At 37.7% G+C, this 25,000-nt stretch carries 27 protein-coding genes; 25 read left to right on the top strand and 2 right to left on the bottom strand.

Features of this window, described 5'->3' with window-relative positions:
• From MKY80_RS19100 to MKY80_RS19090, 3 genes are all read left to right on the top strand, one after another.
• Entirely contained in the window at window positions 1-528 is a 528-nt protein-coding gene (locus tag MKY80_RS19100; RefSeq protein WP_239355236.1) for a FixH family protein, read from the top strand.
• Window positions 529-649: 121 nt separating this feature from the next.
• Window positions 650-1,222, top strand: coding sequence for a TetR/AcrR family transcriptional regulator (locus MKY80_RS19095; protein WP_008173298.1), 573 nt, complete (start codon window positions 650-652; stop codon window positions 1,220-1,222).
• Between the two features lie 130 nt (window positions 1,223-1,352).
• Window positions 1,353-3,542: a YhgE/Pip domain-containing protein gene (locus tag MKY80_RS19090; protein ID WP_090003043.1), complete on the top strand. Its 2,190-nt coding sequence runs from the start codon at window positions 1,353-1,355 to the stop codon at window positions 3,540-3,542.
• Between the two features lie 200 nt (window positions 3,543-3,742).
• Here MKY80_RS19090 and yhfH read toward each other — a convergent pair whose 3' ends face one another.
• Window positions 3,743-3,868 (bottom strand): protein YhfH, encoded by a 126-nt coding sequence (gene yhfH, locus MKY80_RS19085; RefSeq protein ID WP_008173294.1) that lies wholly within the window; start codon window positions 3,866-3,868, stop codon window positions 3,743-3,745.
• Between the two features lie 144 nt (window positions 3,869-4,012).
• Here yhfH and MKY80_RS19080 point away from each other — a divergent pair, with 144 nt between their 5' ends.
• The 15 genes from MKY80_RS19080 to MKY80_RS19010 all read left to right on the top strand — a co-directional run bounded on the left by MKY80_RS19080 (window position 4,013) and on the right by MKY80_RS19010 (window position 18,431).
• Complete coding sequence (locus MKY80_RS19080) at window positions 4,013-5,005, top strand: lipoate--protein ligase (RefSeq protein ID WP_342530721.1); 993 nt, start codon at window positions 4,013-4,015, stop codon at window positions 5,003-5,005.
• 100 nt (window positions 5,006-5,105) lie between these two features.
• Window positions 5,106-5,810, top strand: a complete 705-nt coding sequence (locus MKY80_RS19075) for a response regulator transcription factor (protein ID WP_008173292.1) — start codon at window positions 5,106-5,108, stop codon at window positions 5,808-5,810.
• Window positions 5,810-6,793, top strand: a complete 984-nt coding sequence (locus MKY80_RS19070; protein WP_008173291.1) for a sensor histidine kinase — start codon at window positions 5,810-5,812, stop codon at window positions 6,791-6,793. The genes MKY80_RS19075 and MKY80_RS19070 overlap by 1 nt, the downstream gene beginning before the upstream one ends.
• 11 nt (window positions 6,794-6,804) lie before the next feature.
• Window positions 6,805-7,230, top strand: a complete 426-nt coding sequence (locus MKY80_RS19065) for a hypothetical protein (protein ID WP_342530718.1) — start codon at window positions 6,805-6,807, stop codon at window positions 7,228-7,230.
• A gap of 12 nt (window positions 7,231-7,242) precedes the next feature.
• On the top strand, window positions 7,243-8,019 hold the full coding sequence (locus MKY80_RS19060; protein WP_008173288.1) for an ABC transporter ATP-binding protein: 777 nt from the start codon (window positions 7,243-7,245) through the stop codon (window positions 8,017-8,019).
• Window positions 7,991-9,925: an ABC transporter permease gene (locus MKY80_RS19055; RefSeq protein WP_342530717.1), complete on the top strand. Its 1,935-nt coding sequence runs from the start codon at window positions 7,991-7,993 to the stop codon at window positions 9,923-9,925. Before MKY80_RS19060 ends, MKY80_RS19055 begins: the two co-directional genes overlap by 29 nt.
• Window positions 9,926-10,067: 142 nt before the next feature.
• Window positions 10,068-11,615 (top strand): fatty acid--CoA ligase family protein, encoded by a 1,548-nt coding sequence (locus MKY80_RS19050; RefSeq protein WP_342530715.1) that lies wholly within the window; start codon window positions 10,068-10,070, stop codon window positions 11,613-11,615.
• 255 nt (window positions 11,616-11,870) lie between these two features.
• Window positions 11,871-12,515: a VTT domain-containing protein gene (locus MKY80_RS19045; protein WP_225316111.1), complete on the top strand. Its 645-nt coding sequence runs from the start codon at window positions 11,871-11,873 to the stop codon at window positions 12,513-12,515.
• A 171-nt stretch (window positions 12,516-12,686) separates the two neighbouring features.
• Window positions 12,687-13,916, top strand: a complete 1,230-nt coding sequence (locus MKY80_RS19040) for an HDOD domain-containing protein (RefSeq protein WP_043989566.1) — start codon at window positions 12,687-12,689, stop codon at window positions 13,914-13,916.
• Between the two features lie 172 nt (window positions 13,917-14,088).
• Entirely contained in the window at window positions 14,089-14,931 is an 843-nt protein-coding gene (locus tag MKY80_RS19035) for a YitT family protein (RefSeq protein ID WP_036120271.1), read from the top strand.
• 51 nt (window positions 14,932-14,982) lie between these two features.
• A complete protein-coding gene (gene cccB, locus MKY80_RS19030; protein WP_008173280.1) occupies window positions 14,983-15,300 on the top strand; it encodes a cytochrome c551 in 318 nt (105 codons plus the stop codon).
• Between the two features lie 122 nt (window positions 15,301-15,422).
• Window positions 15,423-16,358, top strand: coding sequence for an HPr(Ser) kinase/phosphatase (gene hprK, locus MKY80_RS19025; RefSeq protein ID WP_025116542.1), 936 nt, complete (start codon window positions 15,423-15,425; stop codon window positions 16,356-16,358).
• Window positions 16,359-16,403: 45 nt separating this feature from the next.
• Window positions 16,404-17,225 carry a prolipoprotein diacylglyceryl transferase gene (gene lgt, locus MKY80_RS19020; RefSeq protein ID WP_008173278.1) on the top strand — a complete coding sequence of 274 codons (822 nt, stop codon included), beginning with the start codon at window positions 16,404-16,406 and terminating at the stop codon, window positions 17,223-17,225.
• Between the two features lie 13 nt (window positions 17,226-17,238).
• Window positions 17,239-17,880 carry a pyrophosphatase PpaX gene (ppaX, locus tag MKY80_RS19015; protein ID WP_008173275.1) on the top strand — a complete coding sequence of 214 codons (642 nt, stop codon included), beginning with the start codon at window positions 17,239-17,241 and terminating at the stop codon, window positions 17,878-17,880.
• Window positions 17,881-17,885: 5 nt separating this feature from the next.
• Window positions 17,886-18,431, top strand: coding sequence for a DapH/DapD/GlmU-related protein (locus MKY80_RS19010; protein WP_008173273.1), 546 nt, complete (start codon window positions 17,886-17,888; stop codon window positions 18,429-18,431).
• A gap of 75 nt (window positions 18,432-18,506) precedes the next feature.
• Here MKY80_RS19010 and MKY80_RS19005 read toward each other — a convergent pair whose 3' ends face one another.
• Window positions 18,507-18,713, bottom strand: a complete 207-nt coding sequence (locus MKY80_RS19005) for a hypothetical protein (protein WP_008173271.1) — start codon at window positions 18,711-18,713, stop codon at window positions 18,507-18,509.
• A 523-nt stretch (window positions 18,714-19,236) separates the two neighbouring features.
• Here MKY80_RS19005 and MKY80_RS19000 point away from each other — a divergent pair.
• Genes MKY80_RS19000 through hisIE form a run of 7 tightly spaced genes read left to right on the top strand, consistent with a single transcriptional unit; the run spans window position 19,237 to window position 24,955 of the window.
• Entirely contained in the window at window positions 19,237-20,409 is a 1,173-nt protein-coding gene (locus MKY80_RS19000; RefSeq protein WP_096364814.1) for an ATP phosphoribosyltransferase regulatory subunit, read from the top strand.
• Complete coding sequence (gene hisG / locus MKY80_RS18995; RefSeq protein ID WP_036120252.1) at window positions 20,402-21,031, top strand: ATP phosphoribosyltransferase; 630 nt, start codon at window positions 20,402-20,404, stop codon at window positions 21,029-21,031. The genes MKY80_RS19000 and hisG overlap by 8 nt, the downstream gene beginning before the upstream one ends.
• Before the next feature lie 47 nt (window positions 21,032-21,078).
• A complete protein-coding gene (hisD, locus tag MKY80_RS18990) occupies window positions 21,079-22,353 on the top strand; it encodes a histidinol dehydrogenase (RefSeq protein ID WP_090003045.1) in 1,275 nt (424 codons plus the stop codon).
• 4 nt (window positions 22,354-22,357) lie between these two features.
• Window positions 22,358-22,957: an imidazoleglycerol-phosphate dehydratase HisB gene (gene hisB / locus MKY80_RS18985; protein ID WP_008173261.1), complete on the top strand. Its 600-nt coding sequence runs from the start codon at window positions 22,358-22,360 to the stop codon at window positions 22,955-22,957.
• Window positions 22,954-23,586, top strand: coding sequence for an imidazole glycerol phosphate synthase subunit HisH (gene hisH / locus MKY80_RS18980; protein ID WP_090003047.1), 633 nt, complete (start codon window positions 22,954-22,956; stop codon window positions 23,584-23,586). The genes hisB and hisH overlap by 4 nt, the downstream gene beginning before the upstream one ends.
• The gene (hisF, locus tag MKY80_RS18975) at window positions 23,580-24,341 is read left to right on the top strand and encodes an imidazole glycerol phosphate synthase subunit HisF (protein ID WP_342530702.1); all 762 of its coding nucleotides are present in this window, start codon (window positions 23,580-23,582) and stop codon (window positions 24,339-24,341) included. Before hisH ends, hisF begins: the two co-directional genes overlap by 7 nt.
• Window positions 24,338-24,955: a bifunctional phosphoribosyl-AMP cyclohydrolase/phosphoribosyl-ATP diphosphatase HisIE gene (gene hisIE / locus MKY80_RS18970; protein WP_089986254.1), complete on the top strand. Its 618-nt coding sequence runs from the start codon at window positions 24,338-24,340 to the stop codon at window positions 24,953-24,955. Before hisF ends, hisIE begins: the two co-directional genes overlap by 4 nt.
• Window positions 24,956-25,000 lie beyond the last annotated feature (45 nt).

Below are 25,000 nucleotides of genomic sequence, written 5' to 3'. Positions count from 1 at the left end.
ATGAAAAAATGGTTATTTGCACTAATTGCGGTTCCTGCCTTATTGGTAGGCTGTGGAGAAAAAAAAGAAGAGGCTTTACCGGAGCCAGAAGTTCCACAAATACCAGAAGTTGAAATTTTAACACCAAAAGAAGTACCACTTAATGAAACAATTGAGCTAGCAGCACATGTTGAGCAGGGTGGTAAAAATGTCGATGACGCAGTAGTAGAGTTTGAAGTGTGGGAATCAGGGAAACGTGATGAAGGTCAAATGATTGATGGAAAATTAGACAAAGATGGTGTATATAAAGCGGCAACTACATTTGATCATGATGGGGTTTATTATATGTATGCGCATACAACAGCAAATGGTGTTCATAACATGCCTAAGCAAGAAATTCTTGCAGGAAGTCCCGATATGACACAAGTTTTGCCAGAAGATGAAAAGAGCAATAACAGTATGGATAATAACATGATGAACCATGATAATGGCACTTCTGACGACACTGATCAGACTGAAGAAAAAAAAGATGAAGAAAATCATCATTAAACACTTGCAATTTTTTTAAAATAGGAATATGATAATGACCAGATGACCGGAATGGTTTTCTGGTCATTTTTATGAAAGTGTACTTTTGATGTACATAACCTAACAAGAAAGGGTGTTACTAATGGATCGTAGGCAGGAAATTCTTGAAGCAGCTGCAAAATCTTTCACATTGTTTGGCTACAAAGCAACAACAATGGAGCAAGTGGCAAAGATAGCTAATGTCGGTAAAGGTACGATTTATACATTCTTTGCAAATAAAGAGATTTTATTTCAGGAAATTGCTATGTCACTAGTTCGAGAGATGAAGGGTGAAGCGGATGCAGTGTTGGATGCATCAGCAAGCTTTATGGATAATGCACATAATGCTTTAATGAAAATGCTACAGTTCCGTGAAAAACATCTTTTATTTGCGAAGTTAATAGAGGAAGAAAAAGAACTACGTACACCAGCTGTTAAACAGGTGCTCCTACGCATCGAGACAGAAATTTTATCGTATGTTGCAGAGTTAATTCAGCGACGTATAAATAAAGGTGAAATTAGAGATTGTGATGCAGAGCTGGTTAGTTACTTACTATTAAAGGCCTATCTTGCATTTGTTGTCGATTGGCATGAGTTACACGGTGATGTGATCCCTGAAGAGAAGATTCTTAATCTTTTCAAGGAGACAATCTTTCGAGGTTTAATTCTAACTTGATTCGATTTGGATACTCACAAAAGTGTCGAATCAAGTGTTCTTTTTGCAAAGGTTGAAGGGTTTATATTTTTTTGAACAAAAATGACCGAATGACGTTTTCGGTCAAACAGTTTAGGAGTGAGGATATTATATGATTAAAGCTGAGTGGCTGAAGATCTTTAAAACAAGAAAAATGCTTGTTTCCATTATTGCTGTATTATTTATTCCAGTAATGTATGCGGGTATGTTTTTATGGGCGTTTTGGGATCCTTATGCAGGGCTTCCTAATCTTCCAGTAGCTGTTGTTAATGAGGATACTGGTGCTGAGATGGATGACGTAAAATTAGACTTAGGGGACACCTTAGTTGATAAGTTGATAGATAGCGAGCAGTTTAACTTTATAGAGGTCTCAAAAGAAGAAGCCGAAAAAGGTTTAAATAGCCGTGATTATTATATGATTCTAGAAATTCCAACAAATTTCTCTGAGCATGCTACAACATTATTAGATGACAAACCATCAAAATTGGTTATGAACTACATTCCAAACGAAGGGCTAAACTTCCTTGGTGCACAAATTGGTGAGACTGCAATGGATCGTGTCCGTGCAGAAGTAAATTCACAAGTTTCAGCAACTTACGCTGAAAAATTATTTGATTCTATTGCAACGCTTGGTGATGGCTTTACAGAAGCCGCAGATGGCTCTAATAAGCTTGATGAAGGTGCCCAAAAAGTTGCGAACGGTGCAAAAGATTTAAAAGGTTATCTTGAACAGCTAGCATCAAGTACAGTTGAACTATCAAATGGTACAGATAAATTAACAAAAGGTGCTGGAGATGCTGCAAAAGGTGCGAATGATTTATCTAGTGGTTTAGTTAAACTTCAAGATGGTACAGTACAATTACAACAAGGTGCACAGCAAGCTGCCAATGGTGCAACTAGCCTTGAGCAAGGATTATCACAATATACACAAGGTGTTGCTAAAGTTGGGGCAGGTTTAAACACTTTAAATGATAAACAGCAACAAATTAGTGCAGGTGCAGCTTCTATTGCTGAAAATGCAGGTGCATTAAATGGTGCAGCGAACCAATTAACTGCTGGTTCTGCTAAGGTAGAAGCAGGTATTACAGCGTTATCCAACCAGTTACAAACAATGATGGCTTCAATGCCAGAGGAACAAGCAGCGGCATTAAAGCAAACATTAGCAGAGCTACAAGCAGGTAGTGCTAGTGTGCACAACGGTTTAACATCATTATCTGCAGGTACAGAAAAATTACAAGCTGGTGCTAATCAAGTAAGCTCAGGTGCAGGTCAAATTGCAGCAGGGCAAGCTGAGGTGCTAGCAGGTGCTAATGCACTAACAGCAAAAAGTAATGCTTTAGTGGAAGGTGCCAAAGGTCTACAAGCAGGTAATGCAACATTAGCTGCAAAATTAGGGGAACTAAATGCGGGTGTGAATACAGCTGTAACAGGCTCTAAAACATTGGCATCTGGTTTAAATGAATTAGCGAATGGTACAACGACATTAAATCAAGGTACATCTACCCTTGCTTCAAAATCTGGTGAGCTAGCACAAGGTTCAGCAACACTTGCAGATGGTTCTACAGAACTTGCTGACGGTACGTCTACATTATCAGGCAAATTAGGTGAGGCAAGTGAAAAAGCAAATGAAGTAAAAGCTAATCAAGACACTTACGACATGGTAGGTAGTCCAGTTGAAGTTGAAAAAGAATCAGTCAACCATGTTCCTAACTATGGTACAGGTTTTGCACCATACTTTATTTCTCTAGGTTTATTCGTAGGTGCATTATTAATTTCAATTGTGTTCCCACTTGTTGAACCAGCTATTCGTCCAAAAAATGGTGCATCTTGGTTCACAAGTAAAGTGACTGTTTTAGCAGTCGTAGGTTTAGTGCAAACAGTACTAACAGTAGTTATTGTTAAATGGGGTCTAGGACTTGAAGTAAATAACATGGGCCACTTTATATTAACAGCATTATTAACAAGCTATGTATTTTTAGCATTAATCCAGATGCTAGTTTCGATCTTTGGTGATCCAGGACGTTTCATGGCAATTGTTGTATTGATTTTGCAATTAACAACAAGTGCAGGTACTTTCCCACTTGAATTAATTCCATCACCATTACAAGTATTTAACAAACTATTACCGATGACTTATACGGTTCAAGCATTTAAAACAAGCATTTCTACTGGCGATACGTCATTCTTAATGCAAAACTATGGAGTTTTAGCTGGCTTCTTAGTAGCATTCTTAGCCATCACATTCGGTTATTTCATGCTACTGCATAACAAACGTTACTCTAAAATAGCTGAGGAAAACTAAAATAGTTGAAGCACTCACCAACTGAGGTGGGTGCTTTATTTTGTCTTTAAACGCCAAAAAACAACAGCTGATATGAGCGTATCAGCTGTTGTTTTGTAAGTGTAAGAGATTTAATTAAAGGTTCATCATAAAATATGATGAAGTTATCATTATGACTACGTGTGGGGCACGTAAATGACAATTACAGAATAGGCAAATGCTTATAGGTGGTTACATTTTTCACAAGTGTTGCAGTAGCATTCACTTTGTTCTTCAATTTTTTCACCGCACTCTGTACATTGCTTAGCAGGCAAATTCTTGAAAAATTCAACTACGTTTTCTAACATTGTGGACTCCTCCTTTAAGTTCATCTGTACTATTACTGTTCTGATATTTACTAGTGTATTATAACAGATGCTTTTCGTCAACACAAAACGCCTAATTTGCGTTAAAATAAATATGGATATTTTGTGAAGGAGGAAACGTAAACTATGATTTTCGTTGATAATAAAGTGATCCATGATCCGCGTGTTAACCTTGCTATTGAGGAGTATTTACTTAAAACAATGGATGTTGAAAAGGAGCCAGTGCTACTTTTCTATATTAACCAGCCGTCCATCATTATTGGTAAAAATCAAAATACCATTGAAGAAATTAATACGGATTATGTAGAAGATAATGACATTATTGTTGTTCGCCGTTTGTCTGGCGGTGGAGCCGTGTATCATGATTTAGGAAATCTTAATTTCAGTTTTATTACAAACGATGATGGCGATAGCTTTATGAATTATAAAAAATTCACGCAGCCAGTAGTAGATGCTTTGGCAAAAATGGGTGTGAATGCAGAGCTTTCAGGACGTAATGATATTCTTGCAGAGGGTCGTAAAGTTTCTGGAAATGCCCAGTTTTCTACACGAGGCCGTATGTTCAGTCATGGTACGTTGATGTTTGATACTGAAATAGATGCCGTTGTGTCAGCCTTAAAAGTCAAAAAGGATAAGATTGAATCTAAAGGAATTAAATCCATTCGCTCCCGAGTAGCAAACATTTCTGAGTTTTTAAAAGAGAAGATGACGATAGAAGAATTTCGTCTTGAAATTTTAAAATCCATTTTCGGTGGCGAAGCAAACATTCGTTATTATGAACTGACGGATCAAGATTGGGAAAATATTCATAAGCTTTCAGCAGAACGTTATCAAACATGGGAATGGAATTATGGTAAATCACCGCGCTTTAATATTCAAAAGACGCACCGTTTCCCAACAGGAGGCATTGATATTCGCCTTGAAGTTAATCATGGTGTCATCGAAGAGGCACATATTTTTGGTGATTTCTTTGGTGTAGGGGATATGACTGATATAGAACAACGCCTAGTTGGGACAAACCATGATAGAACGGCTATAGCAGAAGCATTAGCAGATATTGATATTCCTACATATTTTGGTGGAATTTCAACAGAAGACTTTTTACAATTAATTTATTAAGAAAAGTTCGATTTCATGTAATGATTTAGCCTAAAGGTTCGCTGACAATTATGTCGTCGAACCTTTTTTTGATACAATATAGTTAGAAAGGAGTGTTGATATGGAAAAGCATCGAATATTCATAGTTGAAGATGATGTGAAGATTGCATCATTACTAGCGGAAACGCTTAGAAAATATCAATACGAGGTTGAAACCATTCAAGAATTTGATCATCTTATAGAAGAATTTACAGCATTTAATCCACATATGGTGCTGCTTGATATAAATTTACCTTCATATGATGGCTACTATTGGTGCCGTCAGCTACGTCAACATACAACGTGTCCAATTATTTTTATTTCTGCTCGCTCAGGGGAAATGGACCAAATTTTTGCACTTGAAAATGGGGGCGATGATTTTATTACAAAGCCCTTTAATTATGAAATTGTCTTGGCTAAAATTCGTAGTCATTTGCGTCGTACATATGGGGAGTATGCTACAAGGCAAGAGGAGCGGACAATTAAGCAAGGGCAGCTTATTCTTCATTTAGAGAGGATGGAGCTGCATAAAAATGAATTAGAAATCCCACTCCAGAAAAAAGAGTGCATTATTTTAGAATTGCTTATGGGGAATGCCCCGAAAGTAGTAACACGGGAGCAACTATTAGAGGAACTCTGGGATGATCAAGCATTTGTCGATGAAAATACGTTGAATGTTAATATGACTCGCGTCCGTAAAAAATTAGCGGATTATCAAATTGCATCAACTATTGAAACTGTGCGTGGCGCAGGCTATCGATTCATATTGAGTGCGGGTGAATTATAGTGGGCTGGAAATTATTTTTACGTGATTATGCATCATTTATTGTATTTCAGCTCTTATTAGTTGGCTTCATCATGGTCTTATATGGACTAGATGGATTCAGAAATATCGATACAGCTATATATTCCTTCTGTATCAGTCTTGTACTGCTCTGTTCATTTTTACTTGTTCGCTATTTAATGCGGCAACGTTATTTGTTGAAAATATCCCAGCTACCAACAGCAATGGAGGATGTGTTACAAAAAAACGCCAAAACGCCAGAAGCAATGCAAACAGAGAAATATATGCATGAGCTATATCGACTCTATCAACATGAGCTGCATTCATTATACGCTAGTCAAAAACGTCATGATCAATTTATGAATCAGTGGGTGCATCAGATGAAAACACCCATATCTGTCATTGAGTTATTGCTGCAGGATGATCGTCCGCTGGATAAGAAAAATGTGCAGGAGGAAATTGATCGTTTACGTAGAGGCTTAGACATGGTGCTTGTAAATGCACGATTAGAAAACTTCGAAGATGATATGCAAGTAGAACAGGTTGCATTAAAGTCCATAGTGACTGCAACTGTTAATGAGAATAAACGTTTATTTATTACGAAAAGAGTATTCCCTGAAATTCATATTGAAGATGATCTTATTGTGGCGAGTGATTCGAAATGGCTTCGCTTCATTCTCGGTCAGTTTGTAACCAATGCAGTGAAATACACATTTGAAGCCAATAAAAAAATAGTCATTTCTGCTATTAAAAAGGATGATTATGTACAGCTAGCCATTTGCGATGAGGGAATCGGTATTCCAGCTTCTGACCTTTCACGTGTTACGAAGGCCTTTTTTACTGGTGAAAATGGACGGAAAACAGGGGAGTCTACTGGGATGGGCCTTTATTTAGCCAAGGAAATTTGCGAGAAGCTTGGACATGAATTGGCTATTTCATCAGAGGTAGGAAAAGGGACGATTGTTACAGTGACTTTTACAAATTAGGGGGAGCTAGGATGACAGAAGTAAGCATTGAAGGTTGGCTATTAAATATCGATAAAGAGAAAACAAAGTCTCTTTTTATGACACATTTGCAAGAGGGCGATCAAGTATCTTATCAAAATTTCGTCATGGCAAATGAAGTGCTAAATGAAGAACTACTGCATTTTTCAAATATCCTTGGGTTAAACTTACAACAACCAACATTATTAAATGCGTTTCCTGTCGATGGTCAACAGATTATGTATAGTGGACATTACACTGTATATGGTGAAATTCTAGAGGGAGAAATGGATGCCTGGGATGTCATTATAGGAGAGCATTGTTTTAGTTTGGTAGCGGAAGAGTCCGTTTTAGAATTAACAGAGCCCCATTTTCAAATCGGCTTTGAAATTGTATTACAGTGGCTTTTACCGCAATCATTAGAATTAATGAAGAAATAAGGTGAATTTAGCATGCCTATATTACAAATTAAAGATGTGACAAAAGTTTATGAAGGCAAGGTCACACATCGTGCCTTAAATCAATTGAGCTTTGACGTGGAAGAAGGCGAATTTTTAGCAGTTATGGGCCCTTCCGGAAGTGGTAAAACAACATTATTGAATATTATTTCTACTATTGATGAACCAACAAGTGGAGAGATAATTTTAGATGGCATGAACCCTCATAAGCTTAATGCAACAGAGCTTGCCTACTTTAGAAGAAGGCAGCTAGGCTTTGTCTTTCAGGACTTCAATCTTCTGCATATGCTAACAGTTGAGGAGAATATTGTGTTGCCGTTAACATTGGACCAGCAACCGTTAGAGGTAATGGAGGAACGGCTGGCTAATATTGTCGATAAGTTAGATTTGACGCCCTTCTTACATAAGCGTCCAAATGAAATTTCGGGTGGACAAGCACAGAGAACCGCCATAGGTCGAGCACTTATTCATAATCCGAGTCTCATTTTAGCAGATGAGCCAACAGGTAATTTAGATTCGAATTCTTCACGAGATGTACTTGAACTTTTAACGAAAGTAAATAAAGATAAACGCACGACGATTGTGATGGTAACGCATGATCCAATTGCAGCAAGTTACTGTGATCGAGTGCTATTCATAAAAGATGGCGAATTTTTCAATGAAATTTATCGAGATGACCGTCGTCAAATGTTTTTCCAACGTATATTAAATGTTTTGAGCTTACTAGGAGGAGGGCAAGTAGGTGACCTTTCGACAATTCGCTTACCGTAATGTCGTACGGAACAGCCGGATATATGGTGCCTTTTTCATGGCGAGCTTTTTTTCTGTGGCTGTATTTTTTATCTATTCAATGCTGATGTTTCATCCTGATATTGAACGCGGAATATTAGGAGAAGTATCACTTATTGGCATGGTGGGTGCTGAAATTGTACTCGTCCTTTTTACATTATTCTTTTTATATTATTCTATGAGTGCCTTTTTAGAGGCTAGATCACATGAATTTGCGATGTTATTGCATCTAGGAATGGAAAAGCGTCAGATGAATAAACTTGTCTTTCTTGAGACAATGATTATTGGGGCAGGCTCCATCATTGTAGGAATTGTTTTTGGCTTTTCTTTTTCAAAATTCTTTTTCATGATTGTGCGAGAAATTTTACATTTGGATGAATTACCATTGTATGTTTCCTGGCAGCCATTCCTACTCACAATAGGCGTATTCACAAGTGCCTTTGTCGTCATTTCTTTTATTAGTGTATATTTTACACGAGAGAGGAAATTACGAGATCTAATTAAAGGTAGCGATTATTTAAATAGTTTAACAACTTATTCCAAAATTCGGGCTATATACGGTATTACTTTAATTTTAGGGACTTATATTCTCGCGTTTGTTGTAGGACATACGTCTTTAATAGGACTAACGCTATTAATACCATTTTCAGCAACATTTGGTACTTATTATTTTTTCAGCGATTCTGTCCCGTGTTTTTTAGACTTAGCACGTGGTAAACGTAAATTTCATTGGCAACGCTATCGTCTGCTCTCACTAGCTGAGCAAACTCATATTATGATGGATAATGTGAAAATGTTTTTTGTCGTTACTATGGTGTCCACACTCGCATTTTTATCTGTAGGTGTATTAGCGACAATGTCTTCTTACACAACCCAATATGATCGTTTAAATCCATTGGGCTTAGTTTATAAGGGGGATATTGATAATCCTTTTGAGCGAGAGCATATAAATTCTTTGCGTCTGCAATTAGAAGAGAAGGGGTTATCCTATCAGCTGTCCCGCTTTGTTGTTGTTAAGCAAACATCTTCTTTCACGCAAAATGAAGTAGAGGTTTTTCGTGAGTCCGATATGAATGTCTTGCTATCTTCCTATAGTTATCCACTTCTAAATCTTGGTCCCGGTGAAGCGGTATTTATTCCTTATTCAGAGGATTCACTAAAAAAATTAAAAAATAGAGTTGTGCATACAGTGCTTGAAGAAAATTCGATACCAATTACAATTGATAGTGTTTATCCTAAGATTGTGTTTCCTGGTTCAATTGTAAGCGTAAACTCGATCGTTATTAGTGATGAGGATTTTGCAAAGCTTATTCTTCCTATTTCTGAGAAAAACATTATTCAACCAAGCTATCATTTATTTACATTTGTTATTCCACAGTGGATGGAAACGAAGGAAGTCGGTAAGGACATCGATTATTTAGAATCCAATTTATATTTTCTTAAAAAGGATAAATTCAGTCCATTCTACTTTGAAAATGCCGGTTTAAATTATTCTTATATATTAGCTACCTACTCATTATTTACATTAGTGGGAGTTCTAGTAGCTACCGTATTCTTACTGGCTGCAGGAAGCTTTATCTATTTCAAATTGCATACATCACTAGAGAGAGAAAAGCGTAAATTTGATGTTTTAATGCGTATGGGTTTAACGGAGATAGAGTTAAAGAAGCTTGTTAACCGCCATTTATTTCCTCAATTTTTCTTGCCATGGGGCGTTGCTATGATGCACAGTGCCTTTGCGTTTCTAATGGTACAGGGCATTTTGAAAGATATCGCGAATATTTCTATTGTAAAAGAAGTATTCTTTGCTTTTGGCTTTTTTGTATTAATTCAAGTAGTGTATTTTTATTTAATTCGTTGGCGATACATTTCTCATATTCGTTCGTAATGTATTTGTTTAAAAGAGAAAAAAATGAATTATTTAACGTAATTTATGACATGAAATAAAAAGACTGATTGTTTTTTACATATATTTCTTATATAATATTACTGAATAACGATTCATTTTATACGATAAGGGGATGGTGTAATTGAATTTAGTTTCACGTGTTCGTCAACAGGCAACAGAACAGCCGGAAAAAGTTGCGTATCATTTTATGGGGAAAGATACGACATACGGAGAATTCGAGCAAACAGTTGGTCGTTTTGCAAAGGGATTACAAGATTTGGGTGTTGAAAAAGGGGATCATGTGGCGTTTTTACTCGGCAATACACCACATTATTTAATTGCTTTGTATGCAACAATGCGTTTAGGGGCAACGGCAATTCCTGTTAACCCTATTTATACACCAGATGAAATTTCTTATATTTTGCATAATGGCGATGTAAAAGCAGTTATTGCGCTGGATCTTTTACTACCATTGGTGGAGAAAGGTGTACAAGCATTTCCGCAGGTTAAAGCATTTGTAGTTTGTGAAACAACGGCAGATATAGCGGAAAAAGTAGCAGCTTTATCACCAAGTGCGCAAGAAAAAACTCATTTATTTACACAAATCATCGCGAATACTTCTCAATCTTTACAACCTGTTAAAGTGGCAGATGATGACAATGCTATTATTTTATATACTTCGGGCACTACTGGCACTCCAAAAGGAGCGATGCTTACGCATGAAAATGTCTATTCAAATGCGCGTGATGTTGCCCATTATTTAGATATCCAAGAAAAGGATCGTGTCATTGCCACATTACCTGTATTCCATGTCTTTGCTTTAACAGTTGTTGTAAACGCGCCATTATTAAGTGGAGCAACAGTTTTACTAGCACCTAGATTTAGCCCTACAGAAATTTTTGCTTTAGCGCGAGAGCAAAAAGCAACAGTCTTTGCTGGGGTACCAACTATGTATAATTTCTTATACCAATTACCTGAAGGCAATCCTGAAGATTTTTCGACAATTCGTTTAGCTATTTCAGGAGGAGCATCTTTACCAGTTGCACTATTACATAATTTCGAGCAGAAATTTAATGTGCGTGTATCAGAAGGATATGGCTTATCAGAGGCATCACCTGTGACGTGTTTTAATCCTTTGGATCGTGACCGTAAAGCTGGATCTATTGGTACATCGATTAGCAATGTGGAAAATAGAGTTGTCGATGTAAACGGTCAGGAAGTACCTGTTGGGGAGGTTGGAGAGTTAATAGTACGTGGCCCTAACGTAATGAAGGGGTATTATAAAATGCCAGAGGAAACGGCAATGACAATCCGTGATGGCTGGCTCTATACAGGCGATTTAGCAAGAGTGGATGACGAAGGCTATTTTTATATTGTCGATCGTAAAAAGGATATGATCATTGTAGGAGGCTTTAATGTCTATCCTAGAGAGGTCGAGGAAGTATTGTTTGCCCATAATAACATTGTAGAGGCAGCGGTAGTTGGATTCCCTGATCCTAACTTAGGAGAGGCAGTTCATGCATATGTGGTATTAAAAGAAGTGGCGGCCACTACGACGGAAGATCTTCTATCGTATTGTGGTAAGCATATGGTGAAATATAAGGTGCCTAAGGTCATTGAAATTATGGATGAATTACCTAAAAATACGACTGGAAAAATACTTCGCCGTTCCTTAAAAGAAAAAGTATAAAGCGAAAAAAGCTACTATTGAAAAATGGTAGCTCTTTTTTTGTGTACATTATTCGTATAATAGTAAAATCAGTTGAGGTAAGTTATCTGTAAGTGATAAAATCAAACTTGTGAAATCTTCTACATACTTTTCAATAGCTTGTCATATAGTGAGGAAGTAATGTAAAAAGACGTACAAAACTGGAACCCTTTGATGTAAGGCTACGTCAAAGCTTTTAGGTAAAAATACTATTGAAAGAGAGCATACAAAAACATGATAGAACTCATTCAGGAGTTAATAAGCTTTATTGTGCATATCGATGTGCATTTAGAAGAAATCATTCGTGATTTTGGTAATTGGAGTTATCTTATTTTATTTGCCATTGTTTTTGTAGAAACAGGCGTCGTTATTTTCCCATTCTTACCAGGTGATTCATTACTATTCGCAAGTGGTACATTGGCTGCTGCAATGGGAGCCTTTGATATGTGGATATTAATACCAGTATTTTTAGCAGCGGCCATTTTAGGTGATACAATGAATTATCATATTGGTCATAAAGTTGGAACGTCGATTCCTCCAAAGAGCCTTCTCGGAAGAGTTGTAAAAAAAGAACGTATGGAAGCAGCTGAAAAATTCTTCAATACACATGGTGGAAAAACAATTGTAATAGCCCGTTTTATGCCGTTTATTCGTACATTTATCCCATTCGTAGCGGGAGCAAGTAAAATGAATTATAGCTACTTCTTACTTTATAATATTTTAGGTGCTATTTTATGGGTATTCAGCTGTACATTACTTGGTTATTTCTTTGGTAATATTCCTATTATTAAAGATAACTTCTCAGTTGTGCTTATATTGATTATTTTTATCTCTGTCGTTCCAGCAGTAATTGGTGCGATAAAAGCCAAAGTTAGCAAATAATTTGGACAGTCCTAACGTGATGCCACATCACTGGGACTGTCTTTTTTTAGGTAGAAAAAAGAACTAGTAAATCTATAATGATGATGATAAATTATATTGAAGTATAAGCATCAGGTCGTAAAAAATGCTATACTATTAATTACTAGAATGTGGAGAAATGGGGGCAACGAAATGGAAGTATTTATTGGCAGGCAGCCTATTTTTAATCTTCACGAACAGGTCGTTGCATATGAATTATTATATCGTGGCAAAAACGTTAATGCCTTTCCAATGGTTGATTCAGATGCAGCAACTATTGATGTACTGGTGAACTCATTTCTTTCAATTGGTTTTGAAGAAGTAACAAAAGGTAAGCCAGGTTTTGTTAATTTTACTGATAACTTATTAATGAGCTCCATTCATGAATTTTTAAATCCTTCACAAGTTGTCATTGAAATTTTAGAGGATGTTCCACTGACATCACAATTAGTGAAACGGGTGGTGGAGCTAAAAAAATATGGATTTCAAATTGCGTTAGATGATTTTATTATGGATGAACATGTTGAAATCTATGATGAATTATTTGAACAAGTTGATTATATAAAAGTAGATTTTCTAGCAACATCGATGGTTAAAAGAATGGAGATTGAAAATAAAGTAAAGGGAAATTATCCACATATTCAATTGCTCGCTGAAAAAGTAGAGACTCGTCATCAATTTGAAGTGGCTAAGTCTTCTGGATACGTCTTATTTCAAGGCTATTTCTTTGAACAACCTCAAATTATAAAAGCAACAGATATACCTGCTAATACGATTCAGTATATTCATATCATCTCCTTGCTAAAAGAAGAAGAACCAAATATTCAATTATTAGCAGAAAATATCGAACGAGATATTTCTTTGACGTATAAATTATTACAAATGATCAATAATTCTTCTAAGCGTTCAAAATCTAAAGTACGCTCCATTAAACAAGCAATCGTGTTATTAGGTATATCCAATTTACGAAAATGGATTTATCTATTAGCGATGCGAGAAATTGATATTGATGCGGATTCAGATCTTTTCAAAGAAGTGATGTGTATGTCCTTGTTTCGAGCAAAAGTTTGTGAGAAGTTAGCGAAGCTGTCTTACAAAAAGAATTTTTCGGAATATTTCCTTGTAGGTATGTTTTCGCTCATTGACACATTACTGCAAAGACCTATGAGCAGCATATTACATCAGCTACCATTTTCAGAAGATATTACAAATACAATTTTAGGGCATGAAACAGAGATGACACCATTTCTAGAATTTAGTATCGCTCTAGGCAAATTGGATTGGCCCCGATTAGAGGAGCTAGGTGCTCAATTAAATATCCCGCTTAATGATATGGATCTTCTATATTATGAGGCAATGGAATGGGCAGAAAAATCATTTTAAGTAAGTGCCAATATTTCGTACAAAAAGCTATCTTACATTCGTATAAGATAGCTTATTTTTATCCTCTACAATAGCTAATCTCTTCATCAAGATGAAGTTCTCAATGTATAAAGTATTTGCTATAATCATCTCGTCTTAAAAAAATTCTGATAGTTGAAGTGGGCGTGGGGAAATGAAACATGATGTTAGGGAAAACATTGTGGACTATGTGTATGTTATTGTAGGAGCAGCAGTAATTGCTATTGGTTTTAATGTCTTTTTATTACCAAATCAGGTTGCCTCCGGAGGGGTAAGTGGAATTAGTACGATTTTGCATGGGTTATTTGGCTGGAATCCGGGTATTGTACAATATGCCTTTAATATTCCACTATTTATTGCTGGTGTTTTATTACTCGGCAAAAAATTTGGCATTAAATCATTTATTGGTACGATTACATTACCGTTTATTGTCTTGCTAACAAATAGCTGGGAGCCATGGACGGACAATCCTTTGCTTGGAGCTCTTTTTGGCGGAATTGTAGTGGGATTAGGAATAGGACTGGTCTTTAAAGGGAATGCTTCTACTGGTGGCACTGATTTACTAGCGCAAATCATTACGAAGTATACTGGATTAACGCTTGGTACAAGTGTACTGTTAATAGATGGAATCATAGCGATTAGTGCAGCAGTTGTTTTTGATTTAGAGAAAGGTTTGTATGCCCTAATTGGACTTTATGTAACAACCAAAACGATTGATATTATTCAGCTAGGTTTTAGCCAATCCAAAATGGTCTATATTATTACGTTGAAACAAGATGAAGTACGTGAAGCCATTTATGCAGAAGTCAATCGGGGTGTAACTAAGTTACAAGCATTTGGGGGCTATACAGGAGAGGCACGACCAGTTCTTATGGTTGTTGTTTATCAGACAGAATTCACAAAGCTGAAACAACTCATTAAAAGCGTTGACCCATCAGCGTTTGTCATCGTTTCGGATGCCTATGAGGTATTAGGAGAAGGTTTCAAACGTGCATAATTTTGGTATAATGGCGGCGTAAGGTATTATCTATTATGAGGAGGGGTACTAATGAAAAAAGCAATGTTAACATTAGTGTTCGGTTCAGCAATTTTCTTAGCAGCTTGTGGAGGCGGAGATAAAGAGGCAACTAACAATGAAGGTGCCACTGCTCCAGATGGAGAAGCTATCGCAATGAAATCATGTGTGACATGTCATGGTGGCGAGCTACAAGGTGCCAATGGACCAGCATTAAACGATGTAGGTTCTCGTTTATCAGAATCGGAAATTTTAGATATTATTAATAATGGTAAAGGTGGCATGCCTGGAGGAATTGTAAAAGGCGCAGATGCTGAAGCAGTTGCTAAATGGTTAGCTACTAAAAAATAATACTTCAAAAACTAGCGGACTGGAGAGCCGCTAGTTTTTTTTGTGAAGAGTAAATACATTTCTTTTATACATAGACATGCTAAAATAAGGAGAACCTTATCCATTGATTGGAGGCTTTTTCATTGGTCGTAGTATTAACGAGAGATGTTATGGAGAAATTTAAGTTAGAGTTATTAGCAGGTGAGGAAGGAATCGGCAGAACAATTGTGACAAGTGATATTTCAAGACCAGGACTTGAAATGGCAGGGTATTTTACACATTATCCAGCCAATAGAGTACAATTGCTTGGCAAAACAGAGCTGTCGTTTTTTGAAATGTTACCAACAGATATCAAGCTTGAGCGGATGCGCTTACTTTGTTCTCAGGATACACCTGCAATTATAATTTCTCGGGATTTAGAAGTACCTGAGGAGCTGATTCAAGCTTCCAACGAAAAGCATGTTCCAGTTTTTAAAACACATATGACAACAACCAAGTTTTCAAGTAGATTGACGAACTATTTAGAGGGTCGTTTAGCACCAATGACAGCTGCACATGGTGTCCTTGTTGATGTGTATGGCATTGGTATACTGATTATTGGTAAAAGTGGCGTAGGTAAAAGTGAAACAGCTCTTGAGCTTGTCAAAAAAGGTCACCGTTTAGTAGCCGACGATTGTGTTGAGATTCGACAAGAATCAGAAAATTTATTAATTGGTAGTCCACCTCCTCTTTTAGAGCATTTACTGGAAATACGAGGCATCGGCATTATTGATATTATGACACTATTTGGTGCAAGTGCAGTCCGCCCGTATAAACGTATTACACTTATTATTGAGCTGGAAATTTGGGACCCTCAAAAAGTGTATGATCGATTAGGCTTAGAAGAAGAAAAGATGAAAATCATTGATACGGAATTGACGAAATTAACAATTCCTGTAAGGCCAGGACGAAATGTATCTGTAATTATCGAAGTGGCAGCGATGAATTATCGATTGAAGAAAATGGGTGTAAATGCGGCTGAAGAATTTTCAAGACGTTTAGATGAAGTTATTTCGTCAAACGATGTATTAGATGATTAAAAGTTAACCGTTCTTTGGTAACAGATAGTTGGAGAGGAGCAAAAGATGGATTTATTACTTTTACAAATTAACCCGATTGCCTTTCACTTAGGGCCAATTCCAGTCCGTTGGTATGGATTGCTCATCGTATCGGGTATTATTTTAGCGTATGTGGTGGGCCAACGAGAGGCTGTAAAACGAGGATTGCCTGAAGATTTTTTGGCAGACTTATTATTGTGGGCGGTTCCGATTTCCATCATTTGTGCGCGCATTTATTATGTATCAATGCGCTGGGATTACTATAGTGAAAATCCAGGTAAAATCATTGAGATATGGAATGGCGGTATTGCTATACACGGTGCGTTAATAGGTGCATTTGTGACGGCTTACATATTTACTCGTATTAAAAATGTAAGCTTTTTACGAGTAGCGGATATTGCAGCGCCTAGTATTTTAATTGGACAAATTATCGGTCGCTGGGGCAACTTTATGAATCAAGAGGCTTATGGTGGTCCTGTATCAAAGGAATTTTTAGAAAATTTAATGTTACCAGATTGGATTATCAATCAAATGTATATTGAAGAATTAGGTACTTATGTACATCCTACGTTTTTGTATGAATCCGTGTGGAATCTAATAGGGCTCATTATCTTACTAGTATTACGTAAGGTAAATTTAAATCGTGGGGAAATTTTCTTCAGTTATTTAATTTGGTATTCTATTGGTCGTTTCTTCATTGAAGGCATGCGTACAGATAGTCTTTACCTAGTTGGTGATTTACGCTCAGCACAGATTGTATCTATTATAAGTATTGTAGTAGGTCTTGGGGCCATTATTTATCGTAGAATAAAGGTTAAACCAGCCATGAAATACTTAGATAATAAATAAGGGGATGTAACATATGGCTGTAAAGGCACTACTATTTGATTTTGATGGAACTTTACTGAATACAAATGAATTAATCATTCAAACATTTATGCATGTTTTAAATGAGAGATTTCCCGGGCAATTTTCGCCAAAAGATTGCTTGAAATTCATTGGTCCATCCCTCAAGCAGACATTTAATGACATTGCACCAGGTGAAGAGGAAGCTTTAATAGCCAAATATCGAGCTTGGAATTTAGAGCATCATGATGAACTTGTTAGTCAATACCCTGATGTTGTTTCGACATTAGAGCAATTAAAAGCGCAAGGAATATTATTGGCGATTGTTTCGACAAAACGGAATGATACGATTGATCGCGGGCTATCTATCCTTGGAGCAACTCACCTATTTGATGTGCGTATTGGAACAGATAATGTGAAAAATGTGAAACCCGATCCTGAACCAGTATTACTTGCATTGGAACGTCTAGGTGTCGACAAAGCTGATGCCATTATGATTGGAGATAATTCGCATGATATAGAAGCCGGACATCGTGCAGGAGTCAGAGCAGCTGGTGTCGCTTGGGCGATTAAAGGCGAGGCGTACTTACAGCAGTATCAACCGGAATTTATTTTGCATCATATGACGGATTTATTGGATATTGTGAAAGAGGGGTAAGTTAGATGGCGCGTAAAACAGAACGTTACCGTGTCGAAGGGGCGAATTCTCTTTGGAAAATCTACGATACGGTGTCCTTTTGGAAGGTGATGAAGTGTTTCATTATCATTCAAATTGGACGCTTCACACCATTTTTACGTGTGAAAAACTGGCTTTATCGAACATTTTTAAGAATGACCATTGGTGAAAAAACATCATTAGCCTTAATGGTTATGCCAGACACTATGTATCCTGAACGTATTTTTATTGGAGATAATACAGTGATTGGCTTTAATACGACCATTTTAGCCCATGAATATTTAATAGAGGAATATCGTTTAGGGGATGTTCATATTGGTCATGAAGTAATGGTTGGTGCGAATTCTACCATTTTACCTGGTGTGACAATTGGAGATGGCGCCATTGTTTCGGCCGCTACTCTTGTACATAAGGATGTGCCGGCTGGTTGCCTAGCAGGAGGAAACCCGATGCAAATTATTTATACAGCAGAGCAAATGGCAGAGCGTAAGCGTCATGAAATTGTGCAATGGTGTACACCTAAAAAACAATAAACGTTCAATAAGTTTAAAAAGCTACTCCCAACAATTTTTGGGAGTAGCTTTTGTTTTTAGTATTATGAAGCCGATTTATGCGTGTACAGCATCATATTCTGATTTGAATTCACAATTACTATGATCGCCTAAGCAAGTTGATTCAACGAAAGTTGATTTGATTGCAGTACCATCAATATCTTCTGTTGTATGCAGTGTAATTTTATCACCAGGATAAAAATCTCCCTTACAAATACTAACGATCATTTGCTCACTAAGTTGTACGAATGGACATGCCATCATAAATCCCTCCAATGTGTATTATAACTGTTGTTTTATTTATTAATGCTATTCTATATGAAGGATTTTGAATTGTAAAAGTAAAAGTAGAATGAGAGTAATAATCATCGTAAATACTGATAGTATAGTAATTTTATTGATAATGAGATTGAGAATCATTTTAATTTTACATGGCTATTAAGTTATATTGATATAATTTTATAATGGGTCGTATTGAGAATAGATGATGGAGTTGTCGATATTTCAGTCCACTCGAGAATCATTATCAATTTTTTACAGACAAGTTAACAGCGTCCATGATTTGCTTGTCACATTTTAGACATATTCTCATTCTCAATCTTTAAGTTTGTAGATTTTCTTCAACTTGCCTCTTGCCTCTCTATATTATTCAAATGAAAAGTAAATTAAAGATTTAGATAATTAAGGGGAATTGCGTTGACTGTTGAAAAGAAATAAGTTAGAATTCTTTCATAATCTAATTCTCTAATACTCTAGTGAATTAAAGTGAATGTGAGGAAGTGTTCATATGTCGTCAATAAAAATGTTTGAAAAACCACTTGGAATGCGTGATACATTTCCGCAGATCTTTGAAAAAGTTGAAGCAGTAAGACAGACTGGCAAAGATTTCTTATGTAAAAGAGGATATGAGTTTATCAAAACGCCAGCTGTTGAATATTTTGATACAGTCGGAAAAGCTTCCGCGATCGCTGATACTCATTTATTTAAACTTGTGGATAGTCAAGGAAATACATTAGTGCTACGACCGGATATGACGACCCCCATTGCTCGGGTGGCCACTTCAAAATTATTGAAAGAAATGATTCCTCAACGTTTAGCGTACTTCGCAAGTGTTTTTCGTGCACAAGAAGCAGAAGGTGGGAGACCAGCAGAATTCGATCAAATGGGCATTGAATTAATAGGCGACCAATCCGTATTTGCTGATGCAGAAGTCATAGTGACAGCAATGGAGCTTTTGAAACACTTACAATTAGTAGCGTTTAAAGTGACGATTGGGCATGCAGGAATCCTAAACTGCATTTTACAAGATTACACAGAGAGTATTGAACAGCAAGCTACACTCAGAACTTTACTTGTCCAGCGAAATTATGTTGGATTTGAAGAAGCGGTAGAGTCATTTAATTTACCGAAAGCTAAAGCGGATGCTCTTCTCCAGTTTATTGAAGAAGCAATGGATGTGAAGGATATTCGTGATATTGAACAATATGTTCGCAAAAATGATGCATTAGTATATATGCAACAGCTTGCTCAGCTATTGGAGATGGCTGACTTAGCTGATTATGTTACGTTTGATTTTACACTTTCGAGTCATATGAGTTACTACACAGGTATGCTTTTTGAAATATTTGCCTTAGGCAGTGGTTTTCCATTAGGAAATGGTGGCCGTTACGATGGATTGTTAGAGGTGTTTGGATCAAAAGCTGGTGCGACAGGCTTTAGCATTCGTGTCGATCGTTTATTGGAAACATTAAATGGACAATCAGAGGGGCAGCAAGAAGCAACTGTTGTGCTGTTTGAGGAAGAACAATTTGAGGCAGCTTTATTACAGGTAAACACATTACGAGGAGCAGGAAAATTTGCTACCTTACAGTTGCGTAGTAGCCTAGTCGATGAAGAAGCCTTTTTAGCACACTTTACTGAAGTAGTTGTAGTTGGACAGGAGGAAGTTGGCGGTGAATGAATTAACAATTGCAATGCCAAAGGGGCGAATCTTTGAAGAAGCCTACCAAATGCTATTAGAGGCAGGATTTAATTTACCAGAAGAGGTCGAAATGTCGCGTAAATTAATGATTGAAATACCAGAAGAGAAAATTCGTTTTATTTTATCAAAGCCAATGGATGTACCTGTTTACGTTGAACATGGTGTAGCGGATATCGGTATTGCTGGGAAGGATGTTTTGTTAGAGCAGCAGAGAGAGGTACATGAATTACTGGATTTAAAAATTAGTAATTGCTATATCGCATCAGCGGGTTTACCCCATACAGAGATGAATGAGATTGCTCCTAGAATTGCAACGAAATATCCGAATATTGCGATGAAATATTATAAAGGCATTGGGGAGCAAGTCGAAATCATTGAGCTTAATGGATCTATTGAATTAGCTCCTATGATTGGCTTAGCTGATCGAATTGTCGATATTGTTTCTACAGGACGCACATTAAAAGAGAACGGCTTAGTGGAATATGAATTTATTTCGGCTGTCTCATCTCGGTTAATTGCCAATCCAGTCAGTTATCGCATGAAAGGTGAGCGTATTATTGACCTTGTAAGGCGACTAAAGAAGTGTGTGAATGAACAATAAAGTAATCATATCTCGCTACATATGAGTAACTGAAGGGGTTTAATTGTATGAAAATAGCAAAACTAGCAAAGGGTATTTCCTTAAAAAGACCACTTGAAGGAGGAAATGAGGAACAGTTAACAGTTGTAAGACAGGTGCTAGCAGATGTCAGGACACAGGGAGACATAGCATTACGTGCCTATACAGAGCGGTGGGACGGATATATGCCTACAAGCTTGCAGGTCACAAAGGAAGAAATACAAAAAGCCGTAAATGATCTTGACCAACAACTCTATCAGGATTTGGCAGAAGCGGCCAAGAATATTCGCCTTTATCATGAACAACAGTCACGACACGGCTATCGCTTAGAGCTTGGAGACGGTTCTTGGCTAGGACAACGTGTAACAGCTCTAGATGCAGTAGGGTTATATGTTCCTGGCGGTACAGCAGCATACCCATCATCCGTGCTAATGAATGTGATTCCAGCACAGGTAGCTGGTGTGAAGCGAATCGTGATTGCTTCACCAGCAGGCCGCGATGGAAGACTACCAGCAGGTGTCCTAGTGGCGGCTCAGCTTTTAGGGATTGATGAAATCTATAAAATAGGTGGGGCACAAGCGATTGCTGCTCTTGCATATGGCACAGAGACCATCGCCCCAGTCGATAAAATTACAGGCCCAGGAAATATTTTTGTAGCCCTTGCTAAACGGGAGGTATTTGGAGAGGTTGCAATTGATATGATTGCGGGACCAAGCGAAATTGCAGTACTAGCTGATGACACTGCGTTTCCAGACGAAATTGCTGCAGATCTATTATCACAAGCAGAACATGACCCTTTAGCTTGTGCTATTCTCGTCACGACCTCAGAGCAATTGGCCAAAAAGGTAGCTGAAGAAGTTGAAAAGCAATTGGAGATTTTACCGCGTCAAGAAGTGGCCCGTGCTTCAATCGAAAATTTTGGGGTCATTTATGTAGCTGAAACAGTATCAGATGCAGTGGAAGCGATTAATTCATTAGCACCGGAGCATTTAGAGATTATGACAAATAATGCTGAGGCGATCGCTGAACAAATAAGGCATGCAGGTGGTATTTTTATTGGTCGTTATAGTTCAGAGCCTGTTGGTGATTATTTTGCGGGGACCAATCATGTGTTACCAACCAATAGTACAGCACGTTTTGCTAGTGGCTTAAACGTAGATGATTTTGTGAAAAAATCAAGTATAGTTTATTACAGTGAAAAAACTTGGCAAGACAATGCACCAAAAATTGCCCGTCTCGCACGTATGGAAGGTTTAGAGGGGCATGCACGTGCGGTGGAATCTCGCGGATGGAAGAAGGAATAATACAATGACGGAAAAGAAACGATTTGCACAAGTAGAGCGAACAACTAATGAAACGCAAATTTCAATAGCTATCAATTTAGATGGTGAAGGGAAGGCAAACATTAAAACAGGCGTAGGTTTTATGGACCATATGCTGGATTTATTTATCAAGCATGGTCTTTTTGACGGGACCATCCATGCGAATGGGGATACCTATATCGATGATCACCATACTACGGAGGATCTTGGCATTGTGTTAGGGCAAGCAATTCGAGAAGCACTTGGCGATAAGAAGGGCATTAAACGCTATGGAACGGCATTTGTGCCAATGGATGATGCACTTGCGCAGGTGGTGGTTGATTGCTCGAATCGTCCACACTTAGAATACCGTGTGCCCGCTTTAAAAGAAAAGGTGGGAACTTTTGATACAGAATTAGTGCATGAGTTTTTGTGGAAATTTGCCTTGGAAGCACGAATGAATGTACATGTGATTGTACCCTATGGACATAATACGCACCATATCATTGAGGCGATTTTTAAAGCATTAGCTAGAGCGATTGATGCTGCCGTAGAAATTGATCCACGTGTTAAAGGAGTACCATCGACTAAGGGGCTGTTAACGTGAAAATAGGTGTGATTGATTATGGTATGGGGAATTTATTTAGCGTGGTACAAGCATTAAATCGACTGGGCTGTGAGGTGGTTGTGACAGCTGATGAACAGAAGCTAGATGCTACAGATGCATTACTATTACCAGGAGTTGGGGCATTCCCGGATGCTAGAAAGCGTTTAGCAGAGACTAAATTAGATCGTTATCTAATAAAAGCCCAAAGCCAAAATCGCCCTCTTTTAGGCATTTGTTTAGGGATGCAATTATTATTTGAACAAAGTGATGAGGTCACATCAACAAATGGCTTAGGTTTCTTTAAAGGACAAATTAAGCGATTTAGTGGAACAAATGAGGGGCGGGCATATCGAGTGCCACATATGGGCTGGAACCAATTGGTGATGGCGAATCGTCCTGCTTGGTTAGAAAATAGTGCCCCTGCAAAGCATGTCTATTTCGTTCATTCGTTTTATGCCACTCATATTGAGGAGTCTGAGCTTGTTGCTTATGCAGACTATTGTGGCGTACGAGTTCCCGGTATTGTAACGAAAGGTTCCGTGACAGGTATGCAATTTCACCCTGAAAAATCAGGTGAGCTGGGCGTATATTTATTGGAGCAATGGCTGAAAGGTGTGAAAGCATGCTAACGAAACGAATTATTCCCTGTCTAGATGTCAAGGAGGGCCGTGTTGTAAAAGGGATACAATTTGTATCCATTCGTGATGCTGGTGACCCAGTGGAACTAGCAAAATTCTATGATGAACAAGGGGCAGATGAGCTCGTATTTTTAGATATATCTGCTTCACATGAAGGTCGCGAAACAATGATAGATGTAGTTCGACAAAGTGCAGCCACATTAGCGATTCCTTTTACAGTTGGTGGAGGTATTCGGACGTTGGATGATATGAAGCGTATTTTACGCGCTGGTGCGGATAAAGTTTCTGTTAATACTTCCGCTTTAGAGCGTCCTGCCCTTATTCAAGAAGGCTCCGATTTCTTTGGTGCCCAATGCATCGTTGTGGCCATCGATGCTCGCTATAGTGAAGAGGACGGTACATGGATGGTTTATACCCATGGTGGGCGCAACAAAACTACTTGGTCAGCTATTGACTGGGCAAAGGAAGCGGTGCGCTTAGGAGCAGGTGAGATTTTATTAACTAGTATGAATCAAGATGGAGAAAAATCTGGCTTTGATTTGGGATTAACAAAAGCGGTACGAGAGGCTGTGACAGTCCCTGTTATTGCAAGTGGTGGGGCAGGAAATGCCGAACATTTTTACGAAGTATTAGCAGAAGAAGTTGATGTAGATGCAGCACTTGCAGCTTCCATCTTCCATTATAAAGAAACAAGCGTAGCCCAAGTGAAAGAATACTTACGGGAAAAAGGAGTGGCAGTACGATGATAGAACGTATTCGATTTGATGAGAAAGGTCTTGTACCGGCAGTTGTACAGGATGCCAATACGAAAGAAGTACTAACAGTGGCTTATATGAATAAAGAGTCATTAGTTAAAACGATAGAATCAGGTGAAACTTGGTTTTATTCTCGTTCACGTCAAGAGCTTTGGCATAAGGGCGCGACAAGTGGTCATACACAAAAGGTTGTCACCATTAAAACAGACTGCGATCAAGATGCATTAGTTGTGGAGGTTTTACCAGATGGTCCAGCCTGTCATAATGGTACAACTTCTTGCTTTACAGAGGTGGTACAGCAAAATGCTGAAGTCGGCTCTGTAGAAATGATTGCAAAACTTGTAAGTGTTATTGAAAAGCGAGAACAGGAAATGCCTGTAGGAGCTTATACTACATATCTATTTGACAAGGGTATCGATAAAATCTGTAAAAAGGTTGGGGAGGAAGCGACAGAGGTTGTTATTGGGGCCAAAAATCGGGATGCAGAAGAAGTAAAGTGGGAGGCTGCTGATTTAATTTATCACCTACTAGTATTACTGCAAGAACAAAAGGTAAGTATATATGATGTTCTTCATGTGTTGAAAAAACGTCACGAGGAGAAATAACAGCATATTATTAATTGTATGGTATAATAGGGTTTACTGTGTAAA

It is taken from the genome of Lysinibacillus sp. FSL R5-0849, assembly GCF_038595075.1.
GTDB lineage: Bacteria > Bacillota > Bacilli > Bacillales_A > Planococcaceae > Lysinibacillus > Lysinibacillus fusiformis.
Note: the sequence above shows the minus strand (reverse complement) of the source record. Positions and strands in the feature narration are given on the sequence as shown.